At 68.4% G+C, this 23,780-nt stretch carries 23 protein-coding genes and 2 pseudogenes; 11 read left to right on the top strand and 14 right to left on the bottom strand.

What is annotated here, in order from left to right:
- Positions 1-48: 48 nt before the first annotated feature.
- From AC3EO7_RS32150 to AC3EO7_RS32130, 5 genes and pseudogenes are all read right to left on the bottom strand, one after another.
- Positions 49-168, bottom strand: a pseudogene (locus AC3EO7_RS32150) (hypothetical protein); the annotation flags it as partial.
- A 187-nt stretch (positions 169-355) separates the two neighbouring features.
- Complete coding sequence (locus AC3EO7_RS32145; protein WP_435593250.1) at positions 356-1,966, bottom strand: ABC transporter permease; 1,611 nt, start codon at positions 1,964-1,966, stop codon at positions 356-358.
- The gene (locus tag AC3EO7_RS32140; protein ID WP_431965799.1) at positions 1,963-2,880 is read right to left on the bottom strand and encodes an ABC transporter ATP-binding protein; all 918 of its coding nucleotides are present in this window, start codon (positions 2,878-2,880) and stop codon (positions 1,963-1,965) included. The genes AC3EO7_RS32145 and AC3EO7_RS32140 overlap by 4 nt, the downstream gene beginning before the upstream one ends.
- Before the next feature lie 69 nt (positions 2,881-2,949).
- Positions 2,950-4,767 (bottom strand): GAF domain-containing sensor histidine kinase, encoded by a 1,818-nt coding sequence (locus AC3EO7_RS32135; protein ID WP_435593249.1) that lies wholly within the window; start codon positions 4,765-4,767, stop codon positions 2,950-2,952.
- A 179-nt stretch (positions 4,768-4,946) separates the two neighbouring features.
- On the bottom strand, positions 4,947-5,852 hold the full coding sequence (locus tag AC3EO7_RS32130; protein WP_435593248.1) for a universal stress protein: 906 nt from the start codon (positions 5,850-5,852) through the stop codon (positions 4,947-4,949).
- A gap of 300 nt (positions 5,853-6,152) precedes the next feature.
- On the opposite strand from AC3EO7_RS32130, the gene AC3EO7_RS32125 reads away from it, so the two are divergent.
- The 3 genes from AC3EO7_RS32125 (at position 6,153) to AC3EO7_RS32115 (ending at position 8,697) form a co-directional block, all read left to right on the top strand.
- Positions 6,153-6,590: a pyridoxamine 5'-phosphate oxidase family protein gene (locus AC3EO7_RS32125; protein WP_435593266.1), complete on the top strand. Its 438-nt coding sequence runs from the start codon at positions 6,153-6,155 to the stop codon at positions 6,588-6,590.
- A 12-nt stretch (positions 6,591-6,602) separates the two neighbouring features.
- Positions 6,603-7,523: a universal stress protein gene (locus tag AC3EO7_RS32120; RefSeq protein WP_431965805.1), complete on the top strand. Its 921-nt coding sequence runs from the start codon at positions 6,603-6,605 to the stop codon at positions 7,521-7,523.
- A gap of 295 nt (positions 7,524-7,818) precedes the next feature.
- Entirely contained in the window at positions 7,819-8,697 is an 879-nt protein-coding gene (locus AC3EO7_RS32115; RefSeq protein WP_435593247.1) for a universal stress protein, read from the top strand.
- Between the two features lie 15 nt (positions 8,698-8,712).
- Here AC3EO7_RS32115 and AC3EO7_RS32110 read toward each other — a convergent pair whose 3' ends face one another.
- The 3 genes from AC3EO7_RS32110 to AC3EO7_RS32100 form a co-directional block, all read right to left on the bottom strand.
- Positions 8,713-9,612, bottom strand: a complete 900-nt coding sequence (locus tag AC3EO7_RS32110) for a universal stress protein (protein WP_431965809.1) — start codon at positions 9,610-9,612, stop codon at positions 8,713-8,715.
- Positions 9,613-9,878: 266 nt separating this feature from the next.
- Positions 9,879-11,102, bottom strand: a complete 1,224-nt coding sequence (locus AC3EO7_RS32105; protein ID WP_435593246.1) for a globin domain-containing protein — start codon at positions 11,100-11,102, stop codon at positions 9,879-9,881.
- 1 nt (position 11,103) lies between these two features.
- A complete protein-coding gene (locus AC3EO7_RS32100; protein WP_431965813.1) occupies positions 11,104-11,577 on the bottom strand; it encodes an RrF2 family transcriptional regulator in 474 nt (157 codons plus the stop codon).
- A 131-nt stretch (positions 11,578-11,708) separates the two neighbouring features.
- On the opposite strand from AC3EO7_RS32100, the gene AC3EO7_RS32095 reads away from it, so the two are divergent.
- The gene (locus AC3EO7_RS32095; protein WP_435593245.1) at positions 11,709-13,049 is read left to right on the top strand and encodes a wax ester/triacylglycerol synthase family O-acyltransferase; all 1,341 of its coding nucleotides are present in this window, start codon (positions 11,709-11,711) and stop codon (positions 13,047-13,049) included.
- Positions 13,050-13,116: 67 nt separating this feature from the next.
- Here AC3EO7_RS32095 and AC3EO7_RS32090 read toward each other — a convergent pair whose 3' ends face one another.
- Positions 13,117-13,407, bottom strand: coding sequence for a PLP-dependent aminotransferase family protein (locus AC3EO7_RS32090; protein ID WP_435593244.1), 291 nt, complete (start codon positions 13,405-13,407; stop codon positions 13,117-13,119).
- A 59-nt stretch (positions 13,408-13,466) separates the two neighbouring features.
- Between AC3EO7_RS32090 and AC3EO7_RS32085 the strand changes: the two are divergent.
- Positions 13,467-13,715, top strand: a pseudogene (locus AC3EO7_RS32085) (hotdog family protein); the annotation flags it as partial.
- Between the two features lie 172 nt (positions 13,716-13,887).
- Positions 13,888-14,367 carry a GNAT family N-acetyltransferase gene (locus AC3EO7_RS32080; RefSeq protein ID WP_431965819.1) on the top strand — a complete coding sequence of 160 codons (480 nt, stop codon included), beginning with the start codon at positions 13,888-13,890 and terminating at the stop codon, positions 14,365-14,367.
- Here the strand turns inward: AC3EO7_RS32080 and AC3EO7_RS32075 are convergent.
- A complete protein-coding gene (locus AC3EO7_RS32075; RefSeq protein ID WP_431965821.1) occupies positions 14,343-15,392 on the bottom strand; it encodes an Acg family FMN-binding oxidoreductase in 1,050 nt (349 codons plus the stop codon). The two genes, AC3EO7_RS32080 and AC3EO7_RS32075, sit on opposite strands and share 25 nt — an antisense overlap.
- Before the next feature lie 297 nt (positions 15,393-15,689).
- On the opposite strand from AC3EO7_RS32075, the gene AC3EO7_RS32070 reads away from it, so the two are divergent.
- Complete coding sequence (locus tag AC3EO7_RS32070) at positions 15,690-16,118, top strand: pyridoxamine 5'-phosphate oxidase family protein (RefSeq protein WP_431965823.1); 429 nt, start codon at positions 15,690-15,692, stop codon at positions 16,116-16,118.
- A 64-nt stretch (positions 16,119-16,182) separates the two neighbouring features.
- On the opposite strand, the gene AC3EO7_RS32065 is transcribed toward AC3EO7_RS32070, so the two are convergent.
- Together AC3EO7_RS32065 and AC3EO7_RS32060 are read right to left on the bottom strand one after the other, a co-directional pair.
- A complete protein-coding gene (locus AC3EO7_RS32065) occupies positions 16,183-17,142 on the bottom strand; it encodes an acyl-ACP desaturase (RefSeq protein WP_431965825.1) in 960 nt (319 codons plus the stop codon).
- Positions 17,143-17,151: 9 nt separating this feature from the next.
- Complete coding sequence (locus tag AC3EO7_RS32060) at positions 17,152-17,598, bottom strand: sigma 54 modulation/S30EA ribosomal C-terminal domain-containing protein (protein WP_431965827.1); 447 nt, start codon at positions 17,596-17,598, stop codon at positions 17,152-17,154.
- Between the two features lie 256 nt (positions 17,599-17,854).
- Here AC3EO7_RS32060 and AC3EO7_RS32055 point away from each other — a divergent pair, with 256 nt between their 5' ends.
- From AC3EO7_RS32055 to AC3EO7_RS32045, 3 genes are all read left to right on the top strand, one after another.
- The gene (locus AC3EO7_RS32055) at positions 17,855-18,328 is read left to right on the top strand and encodes a nuclear transport factor 2 family protein (protein WP_435593243.1); all 474 of its coding nucleotides are present in this window, start codon (positions 17,855-17,857) and stop codon (positions 18,326-18,328) included.
- Positions 18,329-18,459: 131 nt separating this feature from the next.
- Positions 18,460-18,639 carry a hypothetical protein gene (locus AC3EO7_RS32050; RefSeq protein WP_431965831.1) on the top strand — a complete coding sequence of 60 codons (180 nt, stop codon included), beginning with the start codon at positions 18,460-18,462 and terminating at the stop codon, positions 18,637-18,639.
- A 221-nt stretch (positions 18,640-18,860) separates the two neighbouring features.
- On the top strand, positions 18,861-21,077 hold the full coding sequence (locus AC3EO7_RS32045) for a molybdopterin oxidoreductase family protein (RefSeq protein WP_435593242.1): 2,217 nt from the start codon (positions 18,861-18,863) through the stop codon (positions 21,075-21,077).
- A 123-nt stretch (positions 21,078-21,200) separates the two neighbouring features.
- Here AC3EO7_RS32045 and AC3EO7_RS32040 read toward each other — a convergent pair whose 3' ends face one another.
- Positions 21,201-22,403: a lipid-transfer protein gene (locus tag AC3EO7_RS32040; protein WP_431965835.1), complete on the bottom strand. Its 1,203-nt coding sequence runs from the start codon at positions 22,401-22,403 to the stop codon at positions 21,201-21,203.
- Complete coding sequence (locus AC3EO7_RS32035) at positions 22,396-22,842, bottom strand: Zn-ribbon domain-containing OB-fold protein (RefSeq protein WP_431965837.1); 447 nt, start codon at positions 22,840-22,842, stop codon at positions 22,396-22,398. Before AC3EO7_RS32035 ends, AC3EO7_RS32040 begins: the two co-directional genes overlap by 8 nt.
- A 130-nt stretch (positions 22,843-22,972) precedes the next feature.
- Here AC3EO7_RS32035 and AC3EO7_RS32030 point away from each other — a divergent pair, with 130 nt between their 5' ends.
- Positions 22,973-23,767, top strand: a complete 795-nt coding sequence (locus AC3EO7_RS32030; RefSeq protein WP_431965839.1) for a GTP-binding protein — start codon at positions 22,973-22,975, stop codon at positions 23,765-23,767.
- Positions 23,768-23,780 lie beyond the last annotated feature (13 nt).

The following is a 23,780-nucleotide window of genomic DNA, read 5'->3' as shown; positions in this document are numbered from 1 at the left end:
GCCGAAAGCCGCCGACTATCCACCTGCCCCTCGCCCACCTGACCGAACTCACCCGCGGCCGCGCGGTCGTGCGCGAACTGACCGGCCGCATCCAGCAACCACCGCCAGCAGCGAGCCGTCACCGCACCCGAGATCGAGCACACGCCGGGCGCCCGCGACCCGTTCGGCGAGGAACTGCCAAGTGCCACGTCCGAGTCAGCACAGTCCCGCAACCCGAGAAAGACACCTGGCGACACCATGGCGCCCACAATCGGAAATCCTCGAGTCGACAGCCCCACGATCGCCGACCGGGGCACTGAGCACTCCGGTTTCCCGGATCAGCAGTTGTCGTCAACCGGAGACCCCCACGTCGCAGTCAGTATCCGGTGTCGCGGCGGCGGAACCCGGCGAATCCGGCCGCCAGCCCGGCCACCGCTATCGTGGTGACGACGAGTATCGGTGCGGCGGTCACGGTTTCGAGCGGCGTCCTCGGAACGTGTGTGAAGGGTGAGGCATCGTCGAACCAATCGGGCAGGTCGAAGGCAGTCGTGAAGAGGGCGGCCACCGCGCAGTAGGCGAAGACCGACCACGCCAGCGGGACAGCGGCCCTCGGCGTCCAGCCACAGGCGATCGTCGCGATCGCGACGATCGACCAGACCGCAGGTGCGGACGCGAGCGCCGCACCGGTCAATCGAAGCGGCTGGACGGCGTCGGCGATCGACAAGCCGTAGGACAGCCCGGCGCCGAAGCCCCCGCAGAACAGCACGAACACACTGCCGGCCAACGCGACGGTGAGGTGGCTCGCCAGCCAGCGATCTCGGCTCACGGGTGCGGCCAGGATCGGCTCCGCGCGACCCGCGGTCTCCTCCCCACGGGCGCGCAGCACACTGGAGACGCCGTATGCGGCGGTGAGCAGCGCGACGATCGACATGGCGAGTGACAGATACGAATCCACCGCTTGGGCGGCGCCGCCCGGCAGGTAGGCGGCGATCTCAGGGTTGTCGGTGAGAAAGTCCTCGATACTGTCCGCGAACGAACCGTACGCCGCGCCCAATGCGAAAACGCCGACCGCCCAACCCGCCAGCGACCCGCGCTGCAGCCGCCACGCCAAGCCCAGCGGCGACCCCAGCGCCCAAGAAGCGGTCGCACGCCCCGTGCCGTAGGGGAGAAGTCCCGCGCCGAAGTCACGCCGGTCGAGCAGGAAGAACGCGACGGCGGTGAGCACGGCGGTCGCGGCAGCGAACAACAGCACCGTCCACCACCGGTCACCCGTGTACGGGTAGCTGCGTTGGCCCCACCCGATGGGTGAAGTCCAGGAGGCGACTCCGTTGCCGACATCTCCGACCGCGCGTGCCACATACGCGGCCGCCAGCGCGAGCCCGACCGCCCCGTACACGGTGCGTGGGTTCTCGAACACCTGCGCGGCGACGGCGGTGACTCCGGCGAAGGTGACCCCGACTCCCGCGGTGACGACACCCAGCAGCAGCGACCCGGCCATCGGAAGCCCGGTACCCACCGCGGCGGCGAAGACCACCAGCACCACGGCGATATCGGCCAGCCCGGCCAGTGCGATCGAGGCGACAGCGGGAGCCCAGCGCCCCACCCGCGCCGAACGAAGCAATTCCGCCCGCCCCGTTTCCTCGTCCGAACGAGTGTGCCGGCCGACCAGGAACATATTCATCAACACGACCACGACCGCCAGGTAAGCGAAGACCTCGAACACGATCTCGCCGCCGATCGTGTTCAGCAGCCGGGTCGGTCCGCCCATGGCGATGGTGGCCGCGCTCGCGCTCATCGTCTCGCGAATCTGCGCCAGCTTCTGGGGCGTGTCATAGAAACGCTGACTGCCGAGGGACTGCAGGGTGATCAGCGCGCCCGCGCCGAGCAGCCAGCACGGCAGCGTGAATCGCTCGCGCAGGAACGCGAATCGCAACAACGTGGCCACGCCGGAGGTGTTCGCCCGCAGCGGCGTCGCGAGGGCGTTCACGGTTCGTCCTTTCCCGTCTGCTCCGGAGTGGCGCCGTAGTGACGCAAGAAAATGTCCTCGACGGTCGGTGGTGCGCTGGTGAGGCTACGCACGCCCAGATCGGCGAGTATGCGCATGGCGGTGTCGAGGTGAGCGGCGTCGACCGCGAACTTGGCGTGTGTGCCGTTGCGGACCAGATCGTGCACACCCGCCGCCGTGTGCAGATCCGTCGGTGGCCGGGCGGTTTCGACGGTGATGGTGGTGCGGGTCAGATGCCGGAGTTCGGCGAGCGTGCCGGATTCCACTGTGCGCCCGAGACGGATGATGCTCACCCGGTCGCACAGTGCCTCCACTTCGGCGAGTATGTGGCTGGACAGCAGCACGGTCCGGCCCTCGTCCTTCGCTTCCGCGATGCAACGCTGGAATTCGGCCTCCTTGAGCGGGTCGAGGCCGACGGTCGGTTCGTCGAGCAGCAGCAGTTCCGCGTCCGAGGCCAGCGCCGCGACGAGCGCGACCTTCTGCCGGTTGCCTTTGGAGTACGCGCGCGCCTTCTGCCGGGGGTCGAGGTCGAACCGGTCCAGCAGTTCGTCGCGACGCCGCCGGTCGATGTCGCCGCGCAAGCGCGCCATCAAGTCGATGACCTCGCCGCCGGTGATCCCGGGCCACAAGGTGACCTCGCCGGGCACATAGGCCAACCGGGCGTGCAGCGCGACCGCGTCGGTCCAGGGGTCTCCACCGAGCAAGCGCACTGTGCCGGAGTCGGCGCGCAGCAGTCCCAGCAGGATCCGGATCGTCGTCGTCTTGCCCGCACCGTTCGGCCCCAGGAATCCGTGAATCTCACCGGTGTGCACGGTCATGTCCAAGCCGTCGAGGGCTTTGGTCGCGCCGAACGATTTCGTCAGGGCCACGATCGAAACAGCAGCGTCCCCGGTCATCGCGGCATCCTTGGGTCGGTGAATCGCGTCTTCGGATCTCTCACAGAGTATCCATCCGAGCGCGTCGGATCACCGATCGGTGGCGTTGTCCGGTGTCGTGGCGTGAGGGATATGGGCGCCACCGGACGATACCGGGGGTAGTGGGACCGACCAGCGAATGACGGTCCCCTCGCTGGGGCCTCGACCGGCGCTGAAAGTTCCACCGGCCTCGTAGGCGCGCGCGGCGATGTTGGCCAGTCCGCTTCGGCGAGAGATGTCTTCCGGCAGGCCGATGCCGTTGTCGGTGATTTCGAGGATGACGTCGTCGCCGATGGTGAGTTTGACCGAGACCGCGCTGGCGTGGGCGTGCCGGACCACGTTGCTGAGTGTCTCTCGAAGCACTGCTTCGACATGGTCGAACATGGTGGAGGTCAGCACCGAGACCGGTCCGGCCAGCCGGATCGAGGTCCGCAGGTCCGTTTCGGCGGTCATCTCGGCCACCACAGCGTGCAAGCGCTTGCGCAGGATCGGTGCTTCGGCGGAGGTACTGGAGTGCAGATCGAAGATCGAGTGGCGGATGTCCTGCACGATGGTCTGCACGTCGTTGATGGTCTCGCTGAGCCGGGACTTGACCTCCGGCGCTCGAGCGCGCTGCGCGGTCCCCTGCAGCGACAGCCCGACCGCGAACAACCGCTGGATGACGTGGTCGTGCAGATCGCGGGCGATGCGGTCGCGTTCCGAGACGACGTCGAGTTCGCGCATCCGGCGCTGGGTGTTCGACAACTGCAACGCCAGCGCCGCTTGGTTGGCGAACCCTGCCATCATCATTTGTCCTGCGGCATCCAGCGCGGGCATCTCGGCCGAGCGCAGGGTGGCCAGCACGCCGATCACCGCCTGCCCCGCCCGCAGCGGCGAGGTCAACACCTGCCCGTACTTCACCGGCGAATCCAGCTCCGGTTCACCGCAGGGTTCGTCGGTGGGAACGTACTGTTCGTCGCGGAACGCCGCGCCGGTGCGCGACCCCCGAACCGGGATCCGCTGTCCGACGATCTGCTGGGCGTCGAGTCCGGACGCCGAGACCACGACCAGTTCGCCGACTTCCTCCGACGGCATGTCGGGATCCTCGGGCAAGGCGAGATAGGCGCAGGCCGCCCCGGTCAAAGTCAACGCGCGGGCGGTGATCAGTTCGAGCGCTTCGTCCGGGTCCCCGCCTGCCAGCACGACAGCGGCGACATCCTGAGTGGCTTCCAGCCATTGCTGGCGGATCCGGGATTCTTCGTAGAGGCGAGCATTGGCGATGGCGATACCGGCGGCCGCGGCCAAGGCCTGCACGACCACTTCGTCGTCTTCGGTGAATTCCTGGCCGCCGGATTTCTCGGTCAAGTACAGATTGCCGAAGATCTCGTTGCGTACCTGGACAGGCACACCGAGGAACGTCCTCATCGGTGGATGATTGGCGGGGAAACCGACCGATGACGGATGTGCGGACATATCTGCCAGCCGGATCGGTTTGGGTTGCTCGAACAGCAGCCCGAGCACACCGTGCCCACGCGGCAGATCACCGATCATCACCCGCGTGCGGTCATCGATACCTTCGTATACGAACTCGGCCAACTGCTTTGAGCTCTTGTCGGTTTCGCGGACACCGAGGGCACCGTAGCGGGCATCGACCAACTCGATCGCGGTGTGAACGATCGTTCGAAGCGTGTTGTCCAGGTCCAGGCCTGCGGTGACCACCAACATCGCCTCGATGAGCCGATCCATCTGGTCGCGCACGCCGACGATCTCCGCGATGCGGTCTTGAACCTCGGCCAGCAGCTCGCGTAAGCGGGACGGGGCCAACGTTCCGATCACCGGGGGCCTGTCGTCTGGGCCGAAGTCGCACGATGGACCATGCATACCCAGCATTCTGGCATCCCCGCCATCGCTCGAGCCGTGCGATACCCACCGTAGAAGATCGCCACCGGTCACACAGAGGCGCGTTCTCGCACATGCGTCGCGGCGGCTGTTCACCCCGGCTCCACGGTGGATGCACACGATGGGCACGCCGCGGTAGCGGCAACAGCGTGGACCGACCGAGCAGCGGCCTATCCAACGGTTGTGGTGCGGTGTCGGCCGAGGTGTTCGCTGCCGGTGGCGGCCCGGCCGCCCTGTGGCACCACCAGCACCGGGCAGTGCGTGTGATGCAGGGCCAGGTGCAGCATCGGATTCAGGTGCGCTCGCCATCGGTGGTGCTCGTCGCGGGCGATCACCAGCAGTTGCGCGGCGGCGCTGAGACGTTCCAGCGCCGTGTGGCGATCACCGGCGACCGTCGCGCACTGTGTTGTCACGGTCGCGAACTGCTCGCGGTAACGGTTGATCAGGGCGTCGAGGTCGTCCGTGGCCACGGCGCGGTGGCGGAGATCGGCGACCAGCAGCGAACTGTGGTGGGTAGCGGCAACGCGAAACGCCGCGGGCAGCGTCTGCTCCGCGGAGACGGTGTCCTCGACCGCGACCAGCACCGGACCGACCGCGGACGCGGCGTTGTGCAAAGGTCGTATCAACGCGACCGGGCACCGCGAAGCGCCGGCGAGTGTGGCCGCTACCGAGCCGTGCAGAATGCCTGCCAACGGTCCTGCCTGGGTGTCGCCGACTACCAGCAGGGCCGCTGTCGCGGACAACTCTTCGAGCCGGACGGCGGGGTCGCCTACCAGCACCTGCGGCTCGATCACCGGCGCCGGACGCTGCGAAGTCCGGCTCCATCTGTCCAGCACGGCCTGGCGAGTGGCCAGCAGCACTTCCATGCCTTCCACGCCGACCTCGTCGCGTGTGGCGATATGCACCAGGTGCACCGGGGCCTGCCGTGCGTCGGCTTCGACGGCGGCCCAGTACGCTGCCCGCACTGCCAATTCCGATCCATCGACCCCGGCGACGACCGGTGACAACGCGACCGGGACGGCGGAGGCGTTCTCGGCGGGTTCAACGCGAATGTCGGATCCCATGACTGCCAGCATGAGTGAATCCTTCGGACGCGGACAGGGCCTCGATGCTCCAACCCGAAGGACCTTCGCCACACACCGAAGCCGGTCCGGGCGTGGGAAGTCGTTGGTCCTTCTTCCCGGCGACTTTCGGCCCTAACAGGCGGATCCGCACAGTTGGTCACATGAAACGGTCACCGCCGAGGTGAGCACATGCGCTGAGGGATAGGGCATCACGTGGAACCTTACGAACCGACCAGCACGGTGGTGGGATTCACCGGCTGCGAACAGCGTTCCCGCCCGGTCGGTCGAAGCGACGTCGGCCGCGGCGCGGCGGTGAGCGGATCCTCCTCCACCGCAAGCCAGTTCGACGGCAACGTCGTCGAACTGGATCGCGAACAGGCCCTGTCGCTGCTCGCGCAAGCCCCCTTCGGGCGAGTCGTGTACACCCGCGACGCGCTACCCGCGATCCGCCCCGTCAACCATCTTTTCGACGACGGCCTTGTCATCGTGCGCACCCGGCTGGCATCACAGTTCTCCACCGCCGTGCAGAGACGAACGGGGGTCGTGGTGGCCTACGAGGCCGACGACATCGACCGGCGCACCGGGTGGTCGGTGGTGGTGACCGGAATCGCGCGTCCGGTCACCGATCCCGCACGTATCGCCCGCTATCAGCGGCTGCTGCAGCCGTGGATCGGTTCGCCGATGGACGGCGTAGTCGAGATCGAACCCACGATCGTGTCCGGCATCGAACTCGTCGACGAGACCTACTGAAAGGCAGCAGCAATGACCGACCGGCACCGTCGCGACCTCCACAATTCGGCCTCGTCGGCGGTGGTGGTCGGGACCGACGGCTCACCCGCCAGCTCCCACGCGGTAGCGTGGGCCGCCCAGACCGCGGCCGATCGAGGACGGCGCCTGGTCATCACCCACGGCTACGATCTGGCTGCCACCCGCGCGGTGCTGGGTTCCTACGAGGTGCTGGTGCCCTCGGTCGTCGAGACCCTTCGCGACTACGGGCTCCAAGCTTTGGACAGCGCGCAGCGCATCGCGCGCGAGGCTCACCCGGACCTCGAGGTCGCTACCGAATTGTCCGAGCGCAACCCCGCCGAATTGCTCATCGAGTTGTCCCCGGCTGCGCACCTGGTCGTCCTGGGCGCCACCCCCGGAGTGGGGTCCTTCGCCCATCTGGGCTCGACCCTGCTGGCGGTGACCAGCCAGGCCAAGGGGCGCATCGTGGTGGCCCGCCACGACGGCAAGAAACAGCAGGTCCGCCGCAGCGGCCCGGTGGTGGTGGGCGTGGACGGCAGCCCGGTCGGCGAACCCGCGATCGAAGCCGCGTTCAGCGAGTCGTGTGAGCGGGACGCCGAGCTGGTGGTGGTGCACGCGTGGAGCGATCTGTCGGAGGGACGGTTCGCCGGAACCAGCTATCTCGACATCCCGATCGCCGAGCTGGAAACCGGCGAACATGCGCTGCTGGCGGAACGACTGGCAGGCTGGCAGGAGAAGTACCCCACCGTCGCGGTCACCCGCCGGGTCTCTTTGGCCGGGCCCCGTAAGAAGCTCGTCGAGTGGTCCGAGACCGCGCAATTGGTCGTCGTCGGCAGCCGCGGCCGCGGTGGGTTCCGCGGGCTGCTGCTCGGCTCGACCAGCAATCATCTTGTCCAACATGCCCATTGCCCGGTGATGGTCGTGCACCCGGACTGATCGGCCCACGGCGCCGGGCGATCAGCAGACCGACTCGCGCCGGGCGGACGAGCCGGGGACCCTGCCGATGCGGGGCACCCGGCGCGGCTGGGAGCGAAGCCGAGCGAGGGCACCGGCGGTGGAATCCGCAGGGCCGGAATCCCGAGGACGAGGTGGTCGGGGCTCGAGAACTGTCGATACGGTCGTAGGTCCCGGCAGTCGGTGACCAACGGCAGGCGCGAGCAGGAACATGCGCCGCTTAGCTTATGGATAGCTGGTCACGCCCAATCCTCGTGGGACAGAGAGGCACACGCCGATGTCGGCCACCAACCCGCCCGTCGTCGTCGGAGTCGACGGGTCCGAGCAGTCCCTCGCGGCCGTGCGCTGGGCAGCGCAGTACGCCGCCCGCCACCGAGCCCCGTTGCGCCTGATCCACGCCCTGGGTGTGCCGATCGATTTCAGCCCGGGGATGGCAGGCCCGGTCTTCGACCTGGAGTCCTGGCGCCGCGCCGGGCACGACCTGCTCGCCACGGCCCGCGACGCCGCCCGAGCCGCGGCCGCGCCGATCGCGCCGATCGCGCCGATCGAGATCTTCTCGGTCGTCGCCGACAGCGCACCGGTGCCGACGCTGCGCAACCACGCCCAAGACGCGCGCCTGCTCGTCGTCGGCAGTCGCGGCTTCGGCGCGTTCGGCCGGGTCGTGCTCGGGTCGGTGAGCACCGCGCTGGTCCGCCAGGCTCCCTGCCCGGTCGCGGTGATCCCCGAATCGAAATCCCCGGCCTGGCATGGGCCGGTGGTCGTCGGAGTCGACGGCTCGACCTCCAGCGCGCAGGCCATCGCGATGGCATTCGAGGAGGCCTCCGAGCGCGGCGTCGAGGTGATCGCGGTCCACACCTGGTCGGAGTTCTACCGCTACGAATCACGGGCGGAGATGCAGACCGAGGCCGAGGCACTGCTGGCCGAAGGCCTCGCCGGATACGGTGAGAAATATCCCGAGGTGCCGGTGACCCGCATCGTCACCGAAGACCGTCCCGCCCGCAGCCTGCTGCGCGAGGCGGCCACGGCCCAGCTGATCGTGCTCGGCAGCCACGGCCGCGGCGCGTTCCCCGGAATGACCCTCGGCTCGGTCACCCACGCTGTCCTGCACCGCGCCGAATGCCCACTCCTCGTCGTCCGCCCTCGCACCCAGCACTGATCTCGTCGGCGGCGTTCAGCGTTGACGCAGCACCACGATCGGGCATTCGACGACGTGCAGCAGCGCGTTGCTGGTGGATCCGAGCAGCATGCCGGTGAAGCCGCCTCGGCCGTGGCTGCCGACGACCACCAGCTGGGCGTCGGCCGATGCCTCGAGCAGCGCGCGAACCGGCCTGTCCGACACCACGATTCGGCGCACGGTCACATCGGGGTATTCCTCGCCGAAGCCCGCCAGCCGCTCGGCGAGCAGCGCCCGCTCCGACTCCCGGATCGAATCCCAGTCCGTCACAGGCAGATCGACGCTGCTGGTGTCGCGCCACGCGTGCAGCGCCACCAGCTCGACTTTGCGGCGCGCGGCTTGGTCGAACGCGTAACGCACGGCGGGCACACTGTTCTCGCTGCCGTCGACACCGACGAGGACCGGTTTGGTCAGTGACACCGCGTCGGTCGCGGAGCGATCGTGGACTACCGCCACCGGGCAGTGCGCGTGCCTGGCCACCGCGGTGCTGACCGAGCCGAGCAGGCCACGCTGGAATGCGCCGAGACCGCGGCTGCCGACCGCGAGCGTGCGCAGGGTTGTGGATCGTTCGACGAGGGTGGGAATCGGCAGGTCGAAGGTGACCTCGGTGGTGAGGTCCAGCTCCGCGTCCTGCACCGCTTCTCGTGCGATGCGCGCGGCTTCGGTCACGATCCGTTCGCCGTCGGTGCGCAGCCACGTCATCTCCGCCTCGGGCAGGCTCATCGCCGGTCCGAGGCCACCGATCAACGCTATCGAGGTGAACACATGCAGCCGGGACCCGTGGGTGACCGCGTCCACCGCGGCCCACGCGGCGGCCTGGTACGAGCTCGCCGAGCCGTCGACCGCGACGAGAACCGGTCGGTCGGCGGTATCGGCGCGGAGATTTCCCTCGGTCATCTCGAATCCTTTCCCGGGCGGCGAAACTTCCACGGCCTCGCTGTCATCTCCCACAGCTTTGCTGCGCAGAGCATCGACCGCCAGTGACGAATGTCCGCGATCGCCGGGACCACTGTCACCAGCCCGCGCCCGGCGGCTTCCCGACGATCCGGCCGCGCTTCGTGGCGGCCGGAGGGGCGAATTCGGCCCGGCGCCAACGGCGCTCGCCGGATTTCGAACGCGCGACCGCGAGTTGCCGCTGCCGAATTCGCCCCGAAGATCGCCGCTTATGCCGGGGCGGCCGCCCAGCTGTCCGGCCCGAAGACCTCGTAGTGGATGTTCTGCGCCGCCACGCCCTTCTCCAGCAACGCCTCGCGCATGCCGAGCATGAACGGCAGTGGACCGCACAGGTAGGCGCGAGTGTCGGCGGCGATGGTGATCTCGCCCAGGTCGGCGCGGCCTTCCCGCAGCCGGTCTTCGGGGCTGCGGGCGCCGAGGTTCTCGTACCAGCGGTGCATGATCGCGAACGGCAGGCGGTCGACGAGTTCGGCCAGTTCGGCCCGGTGGGCGTGGCTGCTGTGCGAGCGGTCGGCGTGCAGCACCGAGATCGGGCGGGAGTCGGCGGTGTCGGCGAGGTGGCTGAGCATTCCCATCATCGGCGTGCATCCGATGCCCGCGGAGACCAGCAGCAGCGGCGCGTCGTCGTCCTGGAGCACCAGGTCGCCGAACGGGGTGGTCACGTCGAGCACATCGCCTTCGAAGACGTTGTGGTACAGGAAATTCGACACTTCACCGGCCGGTGCGTGCGAGCCGTCGGGCAGGATCTTGGCGTCGACGCGTTTGACGGTGATGCGCCAGTCGGCGTTCGACGGCGCCGAGGACAGGCTGTACTGGCGGATCTGGCGGGCGCCGTCTTCGAGGTGCACGCCCACCGACAGATACTGTCCCGGCGAGAAGGACGGCAGGGGTGCGGCGTCGACCGAGGTGAGCACGAAGGAGACCGTGTCGGCGGATTCGTGGCGCCGCTCGCGCACGCGCACCTTCCGCCAGACGTCGCCCACCGCGACACCGGCGGATCGGTAGAGGCCTGCCTCCATCGCGATCAGCGTCTCGGCCATCAGCCAGTACACCTCGTCCCATGCCGCGGCGACCTCGGCGGTGACGGCGTCGCCGAGGACTTCGACGATGGCTTCGAACAGGTACTTGTGCACGATCTGGTACTGGGCGGGCTCGATGCCCAGCGAGGCGTGCTTGTTCGCGATCCGCGACAGGATGAGGTCGACGCGCGCCTGATCGGGTTCGAGTTGCAGTGCCGCGAAGGCGGCGATGGCGCCGGCGAGCGCTTTCTGCTGACCGCCCTGCTGCTGGTTGCCGCGATTGAACAGGTCCCGTTCGAGTTCGGGGTGGGCGGCGAACATCTTGCGGTAGAACAGCGTCGTGATGTCGTCGATGGCCGCACCTACCGCAGGTAGGGTGGCGCGGATCGTCTCCTTCGCGGTGGCCGAGAGCATGTCATTCTCCGTTCGTTGCTGAAATCTGTGGGTCGGCGCCGCCGAATCGGGGCAGGGCGAGCAGGACGGCGCCGGTGGGACTTCGGGTGAGGTCTTCGATGGTGAGGGTGTCCAGGGATTCGAAGAACGCTTGCTGGGCGCGGCGCAGCGCCGAGCGCAGCCTGCACCCGGAGCGCAGCGGGCACGGGGTGGCTCCATCGCATTCGACGACTTCGGCGTCACCCTCGAGGCGGCGTGCCAGCCATCCGACGGTGGCGGTGCGGCCGAGTTCGGTGATCGCCAGGCCGCCGCTGCGTCCGCGGCGCGCGTCCACGACGCCGAGCTCACCGAGGCGGGTGATCACTTTCGCGGCGTGCGCGTAGGACACCGACAGTTCCTCGGCGATCTCGCGGCTTCCCGGGCGAACACCCTCCCCCGCCACCGCCAAGCGCATGACGACTCGAAGTCCGAGGTCGGTGAAGCGGGTCAGCTGCATGCCCCGACGCTACGATAATTCGCATACGAGATACCAATTATGTGAGCGGGATAACCGGGGCGGTAAACCGCGGCGACCGGGTATGCCAGAGGTAGCCAACCAAGGAGTCAGCGACCGAGAGGGATGATCGGATGAGTGAGCTCGGTCCGTTGGATTCGGGATTCATGGAACTCGAAGACAGCGATCAGCACGTCAACGCCGGTATCGGCGCGGTGGCGATCCTCGACGGAAACCCCGGCACGCGTGCGGAATTCACCAGCCGCATGGCCGAGCGGATCGGGGTGGACCCGCGCCTGCACCAGAAACTGCGGCGCGCACGCTGGGATCTGAGCGCCCCGCAGTGGGTCGAGGACCCGCACTTCGATATCGGGCATCATCTGCGCTGGGTGGCCCTGCCGCAACCGTGCGACGAACGAGCGCTGTGGGAGATGGTGGCCACCGTGATGGAGCAACGCCTCGACCGCGACCACCCGCTGTGGCGCTGCACCGTGGTCGAGCACCTCGACGGTGAGCGATGGGCGCTGATCGTCACCGCCCACCACAGCATGCTCGACGGCGTCTCCGGCATCTCGCTGTTCCAACGCTTCTGCGACCCGACCTCCGACGCTCCGATCCCGAACCGCCACGAGCCGGACAGCGACCGTGACGACGGCTGGAATTGGCGAACGATGCTCGCGGACGGACTGCGACTGCCGGTTCAGGCACCCGCCGCGCTGCTGCGCACCGTGCGCGCGGCGGCGCCGCTGGCGTGGAACGCGATCGTGCCCGAGGGCGAATCCTCGCTGACCGGGTCGATCGGACGCCAACGCCGCTACGCCGTCGCCCGCGTGTCGCTGGCGCAGGTCAAACAGATCGGCGCTGCCTTCGAGGTGACGGTCAACGACGTCGCCCTCGCCGCGGTGACCGCCGCGTTCCGCGCGATGCTGCTCGCCCGCGACGAGCAACCCGACACCGAGACGGTGCGGATCCTGGCGCCCGTGTCGGTGCGCACCGCCGATGCCGACGGGACGCTCGACAACCGGGTCTCGGCGATGCTGCCGCGGCTGCCGATCGAACTCGACGACCCGGTCGACCAACTGCGCAGCGTGCACGCAAGCCTGAGCAAACACAAGGCCAGCGGCGAAGCCGGCGCGGCGAATTCGATTCTGTCACTGGCCCGCTGGGTGCCCTTCGCGCCCCTGGCGTGGGCGGTGCGCACCGCGTTGCGTTTCCCCCAGCACAGCATCGCCGGACTGGCCACCAACGTCCCCGGCCCCACCCGCACCCTGCGAATGCACGACCGCGAAGTCCTCGAAATCCTGCCCTTCGCGCCCATCGCGATGCGGCTGCGCACCGCCATCGCCATCCTCAGCTACCGCGACCACCTCGGCTTCGGCATCACCGGCGACTACGACACCACCCCCGACCTCGACCTGCTCGCCGACACCATCACCACCACCGTCGACCGGCTCCTCGACCACTGCCCCCGATAGGCGAGGGCCCCCGCAGGCTGCACGTCAGGCCGTTTACGCTGCCACCTGCCACCGGAATGGCAACTCGTCAGCCCAGCGGCACGACGTCGAGGGCGCCGCGAACGGCGGCGAGCGCCGCGACGAGACCGGGCGGGCTCGCCATGTGCACCCGCAGCGTATGTTTCATCGTGACCTGCCCCGACTGCGGGGTGACGAGCAGCCCGAAGCGTAATCCGGCTGCCACGCTCTTGGACAGGCTCGACAGCCAGAACGTGCGTTCCGGCGCCCGCGAAACCAAAGGCGCGGGAGCGGGTTCGGCGAGAAACGCGTACGCCGCGTCCTCGATGACGATCAGGTCGTTGGCGCGCGCGATGCGCACTCAGTGAGGCTCACTGCCGGACGGTAGCAAGGCAAACGGTTAGCGGACAAGGGAAATAGATGGCCGAGGCCGCCGAGGGTAAGAAACGTATCGCCAGCCACAAACGACTCGGGTGGAAGTCAGGTTCGTGGTGTGGGGCCGCTGATGATGTCGGTGGATGGTGCAGCGGCGGCAACAGTCCGGTTTCGGAGCCGTTGGATTCGTCCCTCGTGCAGCCCGGCGAGTCGTTCACCACCATCGAACTGCGCACGGTGTTCCTGCGCCCGGTTTGGCGCGACACCCTGTGCGCCACCGCTCGCGCCGTCCACACCGCCCGCACCCTCACCCACTACACCTGCGAGGTCACCCGCGCGGACGGCAAACCCGTCGCTACCGCCTCCAGCATCGTCACCACCCTGCGACGGCGACCGATCCCTCGGACGTTGACCGAACCGCGAGCCGGTGGTGGCAGGAACCCGGCGGCTGGCACAATCACCGTCCGTGCAGGGCCCAGTTCGGTTGCGACCGGCCACATCCGGAGATTACGAGGCGGTCGTCGGCGTCGTCGACGCGTGGTGGGGGCGCCCGGTGGCCGCGGCGCTGCCCAGATTGTTCTTCGATCATTTCGCCGCCACCAGCCTCGTCGCCGAATGCGACAGCGAGCCGGTCGGGTTCCTCGTCGGCTTCTTCTCACCCGATCACTCGGACGAGGCATACATCCATTTCGTCGGTGTCCACCCCGGCCGACGCGGCAGCGGCTTGGCGCGACGGCTGTATCAGCGGTTCATCGATGCCGCCCGGCGGGACGGGCGCACGGTGATCCGAGCGATCACCTCGCCCCGCAACACGAACTCCATCGCCTTCCACGAAGCGATGGGATTCGAGGTCCACGACACGGTGCGCGACTACAACGGCCCGGGACGCGACATGGTGACGTTCGTCCTGTCGCTGTCCGATCAACGGGTCGCAGAGCCGAGGTGAGATTCGCTCGGAGGATGCTCCTCGTGGTCGCGAAGGGTGAGGATCTCGCTGACGGGGCGTCGCGGCGTCGGTGATGGCGCTGTGGTGTCGACGGACGCGGCGCCGACGCGGAGGACGACCTGCGGTATGCCCGCACCGGTCAGCACCCCGTGGATCGACTCACGGGCGGCGGGCAGCTCGGTGATATGGGTCAGCGCGCAGGTCGCCAATCCCATCGAGGTGCATTCGAGCAGCACCGCGGAAAGGGCTTCGCCGACGTGGAGCCAGTCGGAGACGGTGTGGCCGGGCGAGCTGAGCACCAGTAAGGCGGCTTGGTCGTCGAGGTCGCCGCGGCGTTCGGAATGCGCTGCCGAAGGGAACTTGCGGGCGATCGGCACGTGGGCGGCCTCGGCGTCGGAGGCCAGGGCCGTGCCGGGCACCCCTTCCTTGACATCGGAATGTCCTGCCCACCAGTGCAATTCGGTCTGGTAGTCCATGTCGTAGCGGCGGTTGGCGTCGGCGTGCTCGGAGGCTGCCGCCAGCAAGGGACGCGCGCTGTCGTCGAGGACGTCGAGCTCGACGTCGTGCGGGCTGGCCAGCATCCGCGCGGTGTGCACCAGCTCGCCCAACCCCGGCGGCGGAGTCAGCGGCAGCCGATCGGTGCGACGGTGCTCGATCGCCTGCGCGCGAGTCAGGACCCCCGCGGGCGGGTCGGGCCATGCGCGGAAGGTGATGGCGGCCAGCAGGTCCGGCCGGGTCGGCACGGGCACGCGCTGGGTGTCGGTGTGCCAGCCGCGGGCGGCAAGGGCGGTGCGCAGATGGTGCAGCATCGCGCCGCAGCTGATCACCAGCTGGCGTCCGTCAGGGTCGGCGGAGGTCAGCAGCCGGTCGTCGTCGCGGAACAGGTCGAGCCGGGTGCCGTCGAACTCCCAGCGCCACGGCTGGGTGTTGTGCACCGAGGGGGCGCGGGCGGCGAGCTGCAGCGCCGCCAGCAGGGTGGGCGTATCCGGCACGGAGGATGCGGGAAGTACGGTGCTGTCGGTCATGATTCCAGTGTCGGCGCGGCGCGGGCGCATCGAGACGGCCATAGTGCCGCTCCTCCGGGGCCGATCGTCACATTCCCAGCCGATCGGCATCGCATGAGCGGGCCGTTGGTCCTCCGCTGCGGCGACCTTCGACCCTAGGGGGCATTCGGGCGAGCTGGTGGCATGAAACGACCGGCACACACGCGCGAACGGATGGGGGCATCACGTGAGACCTTCCGAACCGGCCGTCACGGTGGGATTCGCCCGCTGCCAACGGCGTTCTCGCCCGGTCGGCCGCGTCGGACGAGGCGCGCACAGATGACCGGCCTACCCGCCGCGGGCCGCACCGTCGTCGAGCTGGATCGCGAGCAGGCGCTGTCGCTGCTCGCCCAAGCCCCGTTCGGGCGAGTCGTCTACACCCGCGACGCACTGCCCGCGATTCGGCCGGTCAACCATCTGCTCGAGGACGGGCGGGTCATCGTGCGCACCCGGATCGCCTCGCAGTTCTCCACCGCCGTGCAGAAACGAGCGGGCATCGTGGTGGCCTACGAAGCCGACGACCTCGACATCGACCGCCGCACCGGATGGTCGGTCGTGGTCACCGGAATCGCGCGCCCGATCACCGACGCCACCCGAATCGCCCGCTACCAGCAGGTGCTCCGGCCCTGGATCGACGCACCGATGGACGGCGTGATCGAGATCGAGACCACGATCGTCTCCGGAATCGAGCTCGTCGACGAATTGTGATCGGGCAGCGGGCTCGCGCTCCACGCGTGTCGAGCGCGGCCACCTACCCGCCGTAGATCATGGTTCAGGCCCTGGCCCGCTCCCGCGCGAGGGCTCGCTCACGCTGTTCCTCGAACCGTGGGATCCGCACGCGCTCCAAGTCGTCGAGGAACGCCGCCAAACGTTCCCTGACGATCTCACCGCGAGGCCCGAAGTCGGTGCGCTCGAAGATGTTCCACTGCCGCAGCACCGGTTCGAGTACCTCCTCCAGATGCTGGCGCAGATCGTAGACACCGTGCTTGGCCATGAGTACGCCGTTGCGCCGGAAATCCGGCATGCCCGCCCCCGGCATGCGGAAGTTCTCCACGATGGCGTCGATGGCGTCGATGGCCTGGTCGGGCACCAGATCCAGCGCGGCCGCGCAGATGGTGCGGTAGAAGATCATGTGCAGGTTCTCGTCGGCGGCGATGCGTTGCAGCATGCGGTCGGCGACCGGATCGTGGCAGACCCTGCCGGTGTTGCGGTGGGTGATGCGAGTGGCGAGCTCCTGGAAACTGACGTAGGCGACCGAATGCAGGAAACCAGCGCCGCTGTCGACCTCGGTGCGCCCGATGCCGGGGTCGAAACCGTGGGTCATGTGCGCCATCCTGGCCTGTTCCAGCGCGACCGGATCCACGCCCCGAGTCACCACCAGGTAGTCGCGAATCACCGTGCTGTGGCGCATCTCCTCGGCGGTCCAGCGACCCACCCAGGTGCCCCAGGCGCCGTCGCGGGAGAAGTTCTCGGCGATCTCGCGGTGGTAGGAGGGCAGGTTGTCCTCGGTCAGCAGGTTGGTCACCATCGCTGCCTTGGCGACCTCGCTGAGCGCGGATTGGCCAGGCTCCCAATCCGATCCGCCGAGTGCGGCGAAATTGCGGCCCTGGTCCCACGGCACGTAGTCGTGTGGCTGCCAGTCCTTCGCCAGCGACAGGTGCCGGTTCACGCAGGTCTCGGCGACATGCTCCAGCTCGGTGAGAATCTCGCGCTGCGTCAGATCGCGTGTCATCGTGGTGATTCACCTTCCCGTTTCGGTGGATCGCGGCGCCACGACGATCAGATCGCCGTCGTGGCCTCGGTAGAGCAACCTGCCCCGCCCGTCGCCCGGGTCGTTGAAGAACACGAACGACAACCCGAACCGGCACAGCCGCTCCACGGCCTCGGATTCCTCCAGATACGGCGTCGGGCGCGCGTCGACGGTCAACGCGGGCGCCTCCGAGTCGCCGGGCAAGCCTCGGCGGTGCTGGCGCGCCAAGCGCACGCCGTAGGGCCCGCCCCGATACAGCACCGCGTCCATACCGGTCTCGATGTCGGTGAACAGCAACGCCTCCCGGCCGCGGGCGACCAGTTCGGCCGCGGCCTCGGCGACCGAACCCACCAGCAGCACACGGTGTTCGCGTCGAACCACCGGCCTCGCGGTCCCTGCCGCATCCTCGATCTCGCTGATCGCTATGTCGGAACCCACCGAATCCTGCCTCCTCGCTCTGGCAATGCGCCGTCCCCATGCCACCAGCGAGCCGCCCGCGAACCCAGGGTCGAAGGTCATCGCGGGCGGGGACCGAGGACCTGCACCTGCACGAATCGTGTGTTTGCCCGCAGTGCGACGTGCGAGCCGGTCAGCTCCAGAGGAGCAGTCGGCTATTGTGGTCCCGGCTGGAAACGCTTGTCCGAGAGCCGGAATCGGTCTGTTCGTCACCGGTTCTGCTCGACATAATGTGGTGATGATCATGTCGACTGTGGAGAGCGCGCACCCGGAGAACGTGAACGTGGAACTCGTGCGTGCCGTCTTCGATCGAATGGCCCGCGGCGATATGCGCGCGCTCGGTGAAGCCATGGCCGAGGACTTCGCGTGGACCTTTCCCGGCGACTGGTCCTGGTCGGGCACGTGGGCACCGAAATCCGTAGTCCTGCACGGTTTGCTGGGGCCGCTGATGGCGCAGTTCGTCAGCTATCGCCTGGAGGCGGACAGTGTTCTCGGCGACGGTGATCGCGTCGTCGTGCAGGCTCGCGGCCACGGCGTCACCACGCGCGGCGAGGCTTACGAGCAGACGTACTGCATGATCTTCCGTGTCGCCGAGGGGCGGCTCGCCGGGGTCGTCGAGTACTGCAACACCGCGTTGGTGGAGCGAGTACTCGAGCCGATCGGCCCTCCGCCGGGCGGGGTGATCGAGTCGACACCACACGATCGACGGTGAAACGGGTGCGGGCTCAATATCCCACCGGTGGCCTTGCGATGTGGCGGCAAGCCTTGTCCCCGCCATGGAAGCGGCGCACGATCTAAGGGAGTCGGGTTTGTTGTAGTCGCTCTCAGCAAAGGATTATGGAAATGCTCGCCAAGGCTGCCGCGGCCCTCGCCGCGATTGTGATCCCCTTGTCCGTCTGTACCCTCGCCGCTCCCACCGCCTCGGCCGCGCCGGCACCCGAGACGACCCCCGCGTTCCTCGGGCCGGTGGCGATCTGCCTGAACATTCCGCTCGGGTCGGTGTCCGTCAGCTTCTGCCTCTGAGACCCCGACAACCTGGGACCTGGCCTTCTCTACGGCCAGGTCCCGATTTGTGTGCAAGTCCGTTGCCGGGCCGCGAGGTTCGGACGCCACCGAGCGCCGGAGGCCGAGAACTCCCCTGCCGCATGCCCTGTCGGCTGAAAATTCCGACCGTAAGTGGATCTACGGCGGCGGGCGTGCGCGGTAGCCTGGGGCCAGCGACCGGCGGAAGGTGTCGAAAACCCATGAGCGCTACCACAATCGCCCGGCAATGCACGTTGTGCGAGGCGCACTGCGGGATTCTTGTGACCGTCGAGGACGAGCGCGTCACGCGCATCGAAGGCAATCCCGAAGACGTGCTGTCGAGGGGGTACATCTGCCCGAAGGCGACGGCGATGGGCGGATTGCACCACGACCCGGACCGGTTGCGGACGCCGGTGCGGCGAGTGGGCGAGACCTTCGAGCCGATCGGCTGGGACGAGGCGTTCGCCGAGATCGGGCGACGGCTGCGGGCGGTGCGCGCCGAGCACGGATCGAGCGCGATCGGGATGTATCTCGGCAATCCGGCGGCGCACAGCTCGTCGGTGCTCTACGGCGCGCTGCTGCGCGCGGTGCTCTTGACTCGCAACTTCTACACCGCGTCCTCGATCGATCAGTTCCCGCAGGAGTTCGCGGCGTGGCGGATGTTCGGGTCGAACGTGCTGATGCCGGTGACCGACATCGATCGGACGGATCGGCTGGTGATCCTCGGTGCGAATCCCGCGGTGTCGAACGGGTCGATCACCACGATGCCCGGTGCGAAGCTGCGTATCAGGCAGGTGCGCAAACGCGGCGGCACGGTCGTGGTGATCGACCCGCGCCGCACCGAGACCGCGCGCCTGGCCGACGAGCACGTGGCCGTGGCGCCGGGTGGTGACGTATATCTGCTGCTCGGCATGCTGCACGTGCTGGTGACCGAGGAACTGTGCGACCAGCAGTCGATCCGTGCGCAGTGTTCGGGGTGGCCGGAGTTGCGTGCGCTGGTGGCCGGGGTGACGCCGGAGGCGATGGCCCCGCACGCGGGCGTGGCTGCCGAGACGATCCGCAGGCTGGCGCGTGAGCACGCGGCGGCGCCGTCGGCGGTGCTGTACGCGCGGATCGGGGTGTGCCAGCAGGTGACCGGCACGCTGACGCATTGGTTGGTGAACACCATCAACGCCGTCACCGGGAACCTGGATCGGCCGGGCGGGCAGATGTTCGCGACCCCGCCGATCGACGCGGCCCGGTATGCCAAGTATCTGCCGATGGGATACGGGGCGTGGACCGACAGCTCGGGCGCCTACAAGTCCTTCCGCTCCGAACTGCCGGTGGCGGCGCTGGCGGAGGAGATCCTGACCGAGGGGCCGGGCCGGATCCGGGCCATGATCACCTACGCGGGCAATCCGGTGTTGTCGACACCGCAGCGCGGTCGGTTGGGTGCGGCGCTGGAAACGCTGGATTTCCATGTGGCCGTGGACATGTACGTCACCGAGACCACAAGGCACGCCGACATCGTCCTGCCGCCGGTCTCGCCGCTGGAGCGGGAGGATCTGAACGTCCTGTTCCCGGTGTTCAGCGTGCGCAACAACGTGCGCTACGACGCGCGAGTGTTCGAGCCGCCCGCCGACGGGTTGGAGGATTGGCAGATTCTGGCGCGGCTGGTGACCGAGATATTGCCGTTGCCGGTGCGCGGGGTCACCGGGCGCGTGGCGAACGCGGTGTTCCAGCGGCTGAGCCCGGTGCGGCTGGCGTCGGCGGCGATGGCGGCGGGCCCCTACGGTGTGTTGCGGAAGGGGCTGGCGGGGTTGACCGTGGCCAAGGTGCGCGAGTCGGCGGGTGGCGTCGATCTGGGTCCGCTGCGTCCGCGGTTGCGGGAATTGATCGGGACGTGGGACAAGAGGGTGCGCTTGGCGCCGCCGGACTTCCTGGCGGCGGCCCGCGAACTGGTCGAGGACGCGCGCCGAGGCCGGTCGTTGACGGCGCCGTCGGAAGATTTCGACCTGAAGCTGATCGGGCGAAGGCACCTGCGCAGCAACAACTCGTGGTTGCACAATGTGCCGTCCATGGTGAAAGGCAAGGACCGCTGCACGGCCCTCATGCACCCGGACGACGCCGCAGAGCGCGGGCTGCTCGACGGCGCCCCGGTGACGGTCACCTCGGCGACCGGCGCGATCACCGTCGCGCTGGAGGTGAGCGACGAAATCCGGCGCGGCGTCGTCGCGATCCCGCACGGATGGGGACACCGCGAGCCGGGCGTCGGCTGGACACTGGCCGCATCGCTGCCCGGGGCGAATGTGAACCTGCTCCACGACCCTGCCGCGATCGACCCGTTCTCCGGCGCCGCGGCGGTCAACAACACCTGGGTCCGCGTGACACCCAGCCCGGTCGTGCCATCCGACGACCCGGAGTCCGAGGCTCTCGCGGAGTCCACGCCCAGCGCCTGAGCCGCTGATCCCGAAGACGCTCGGCGCCACGGACGCATCAACCAGAGCACCCTCGATCGACCTGGACCACGAAACCCGGGCATGGCCCGGGTTCTCGGAAAGCGACCCGGAAGACCCGCGATGTCAGCGGGTGGCGATGATGGCCGAGCCATGGCCGAAGAGGCCTTGGTTCACCGCGATACCCGCGCGAGCGTTGTCCACCTGGCGGCCGTCGGCCTGACCGCGCAGCTGCCACGTGAGCTCGCAGATCTGGGCGATGGCCTGTGCGGGGATCGCCTCACCGAAACAGGCCAGTCCGCCGCTGGGGTTCACCGGCACGCGCCCGCCCAACGTTGTTGCGCCGCTGCGCAACAGTTCCTCCGCGCCGCCCGTCTGGCAGAGCCCGATGTCCTCGTACCAGTCCAGCTCCAGCGCGGTGGACAGGTCGTAGACCTCCGCGAGAGACAGGTCGGCGGGACCGAGCCCAGCCTCCTCGTACGCGGCGTGCGCGAGGGCGGAACGAAACGCGCGGGGCGGGGCCTCGACGGCCACAGTGGAGTCCGTCGCGAAATCCGGCAGGTCGAGAACGGTTTTCGGGAACGTCGGCGTGACCGTGGACAGTGCCCGGATGCGGACCGGATCGGCGACGCCGTGCCGACGCGCGTACTCCATCGACGTCAACACCAGTGCGGCCCCGCCGTCGCTGGTCGCGCAGATGTCGAGCAGCCGCAACGGGTCCGAGACGATCGCCGAGGCGGCGACCTCCTCGACCGAAACCTCCTTACGATAGCGGGCATACGGGTTGTTCAGGCCGTGCCTGGCGTTCTTCACCTTGACCGCGGCGAAATCGTCGAGCGTGGCACCGTGCAGCGCCATCCGGCGGCGGGCATACAGCGCGAAGTAGATGGGATTGGTAGCGCCGAGCAGATGGAAACGCAACCAGTCCGGATCATCGCGTCGCTCACCGCCGACCGGCTGGAAGAAGCCCTTCGGGGCGGCATCCGCGCCCACCACCAGCGCCACGTCGCACAACCCCGCCAGGATCTGGGCGCGTGCGTTGGCGATGGCCTGCGCACCGGAGGCGCAGGCGGCATAGCTGCTCGAGATCCGCGCACCCGACCAACCCAGCGCCTGAGCGAAAGTCGCGCCCGAGACGAAACCGGGGTATCCGTTGCGGATGGTGTCCGCGCCCGCGATATAACCGACGTCGAGGTGGTTCACCCCTGCATCGGCCAGCGCCGCGCGGGCGGCGACCAGCCCGTATTCGACGAAATTGCGCCCCCATTTGCCCCACTGGTGCATGCCCGCACCGAGGACGGCGATGTCGCGGTCGTTCGTGTCAGTCATTGACCGGCCTCCACATCCACACCGTGTGCTCCGCTTCCTCGTCGGCGTACAACGTACCGAGAGTCAATTCGACCGGCATGCCGACGGCCAGGTCGTCCACCGTGAGGCCGCGCACGACCTGCCCGAGAATCACCATCTGCTCGACCTCGAGCTCCACTGCCGCAACGACATACGGCTCGAACGGATCGGGCGACACATAGGGCGCCGGAGGTTTGTACCGGGCGTCCGCATACGACCAGATCCGCCCACGTCTGGAAAACAGATGCTCGACGAGCTCGGAGCCATCCCTCGGACCGGAACACTGCGGATTCCGACAGGCCAAAGTGTTTCGCGGGAAATACGGTGTGGCGCAATCCTTGCAGCGACTTCCCTTCAGACGCACCACACCGTCGTCCGCAGTGAACCAGTCTGCCACAGCGGGCCGTTGTTCTTTCTGCACAGCCCGACGGTATAGGAACACGTTCTACTTTGGGGCCGAATTTCGCTCCAGCAATCCGCAGGCGGAGGTACGGTGAGTCTGGATCGAGGACGTCCCGACACCTCGAATCGATCTGGAGTACCACGACGCAATGGGCGCCAAAGCCATTGATCCACAGACAATCCGCAACGTCACCATCATCGGCGACCCCGACGAGACGACCCGAGTGGCTCACCTCCTCTGCCGCCGCCGCTCCGGTCAGCCCGGCTCCGGCACCCGGGCCACGGTCGATTGGACGACGGGCCGCGTAGAGCACACGATTCGTATCGCCGTGCTGACGAGCCACGCGCCCATCGCGGACCTGGAGCGGTCCATCCGCGTAGCCGACGGTGTGATCGCGGTCATGAACGCCGCCGCGAACCCCACCCCGCGCCTCGAGACGATGTTCCGGGTCGCCGACGACTACCAGGTCGCCCGCCTGTGCCTGATCAACGGACTCGACCACCCCGCCGCGGATTTCGACCGCTGCGTCCGCACGATCGCCGACACTCGCGGCGCTGTCCCACTGACGCTACAGATCCCCCTCGGCGCAGACCCCACGTTCGAAGGCGTCATCGACCTGCTCCCGCTGTGGGCACTCGAACCGCTGGCCGCCGAACTCTACGGCAGCCATTGGGAAGTCGCCGAGCGGTGGTACGGCGAACTCGTGAAAACGGTCATGGAACAATCCCCCTCGGATCCGAACGCCTCCCCCGCCCTGTGCGACATCTCCCTCGACCAGTTGCATCAGCGCATCCGCTACCTCACCCGCATCGGTGACGTCGTGCCCGTCCTATGCGGTGCAGCCCCCACGAGCGATGACATCGCCACGCTCCTGGACGCCATCGCCCGCTATCTGCCCTCCCCCATGGATGTCTGCCAACCGGAACACGCCCTCGACTATTGAGGCCCTGCGAGGC

Source organism: Nocardia sp. bgisy118 (assembly GCF_057708605.1).
Note: the sequence above shows the minus strand (reverse complement) of the source record. Positions and strands in the feature narration are given on the sequence as shown.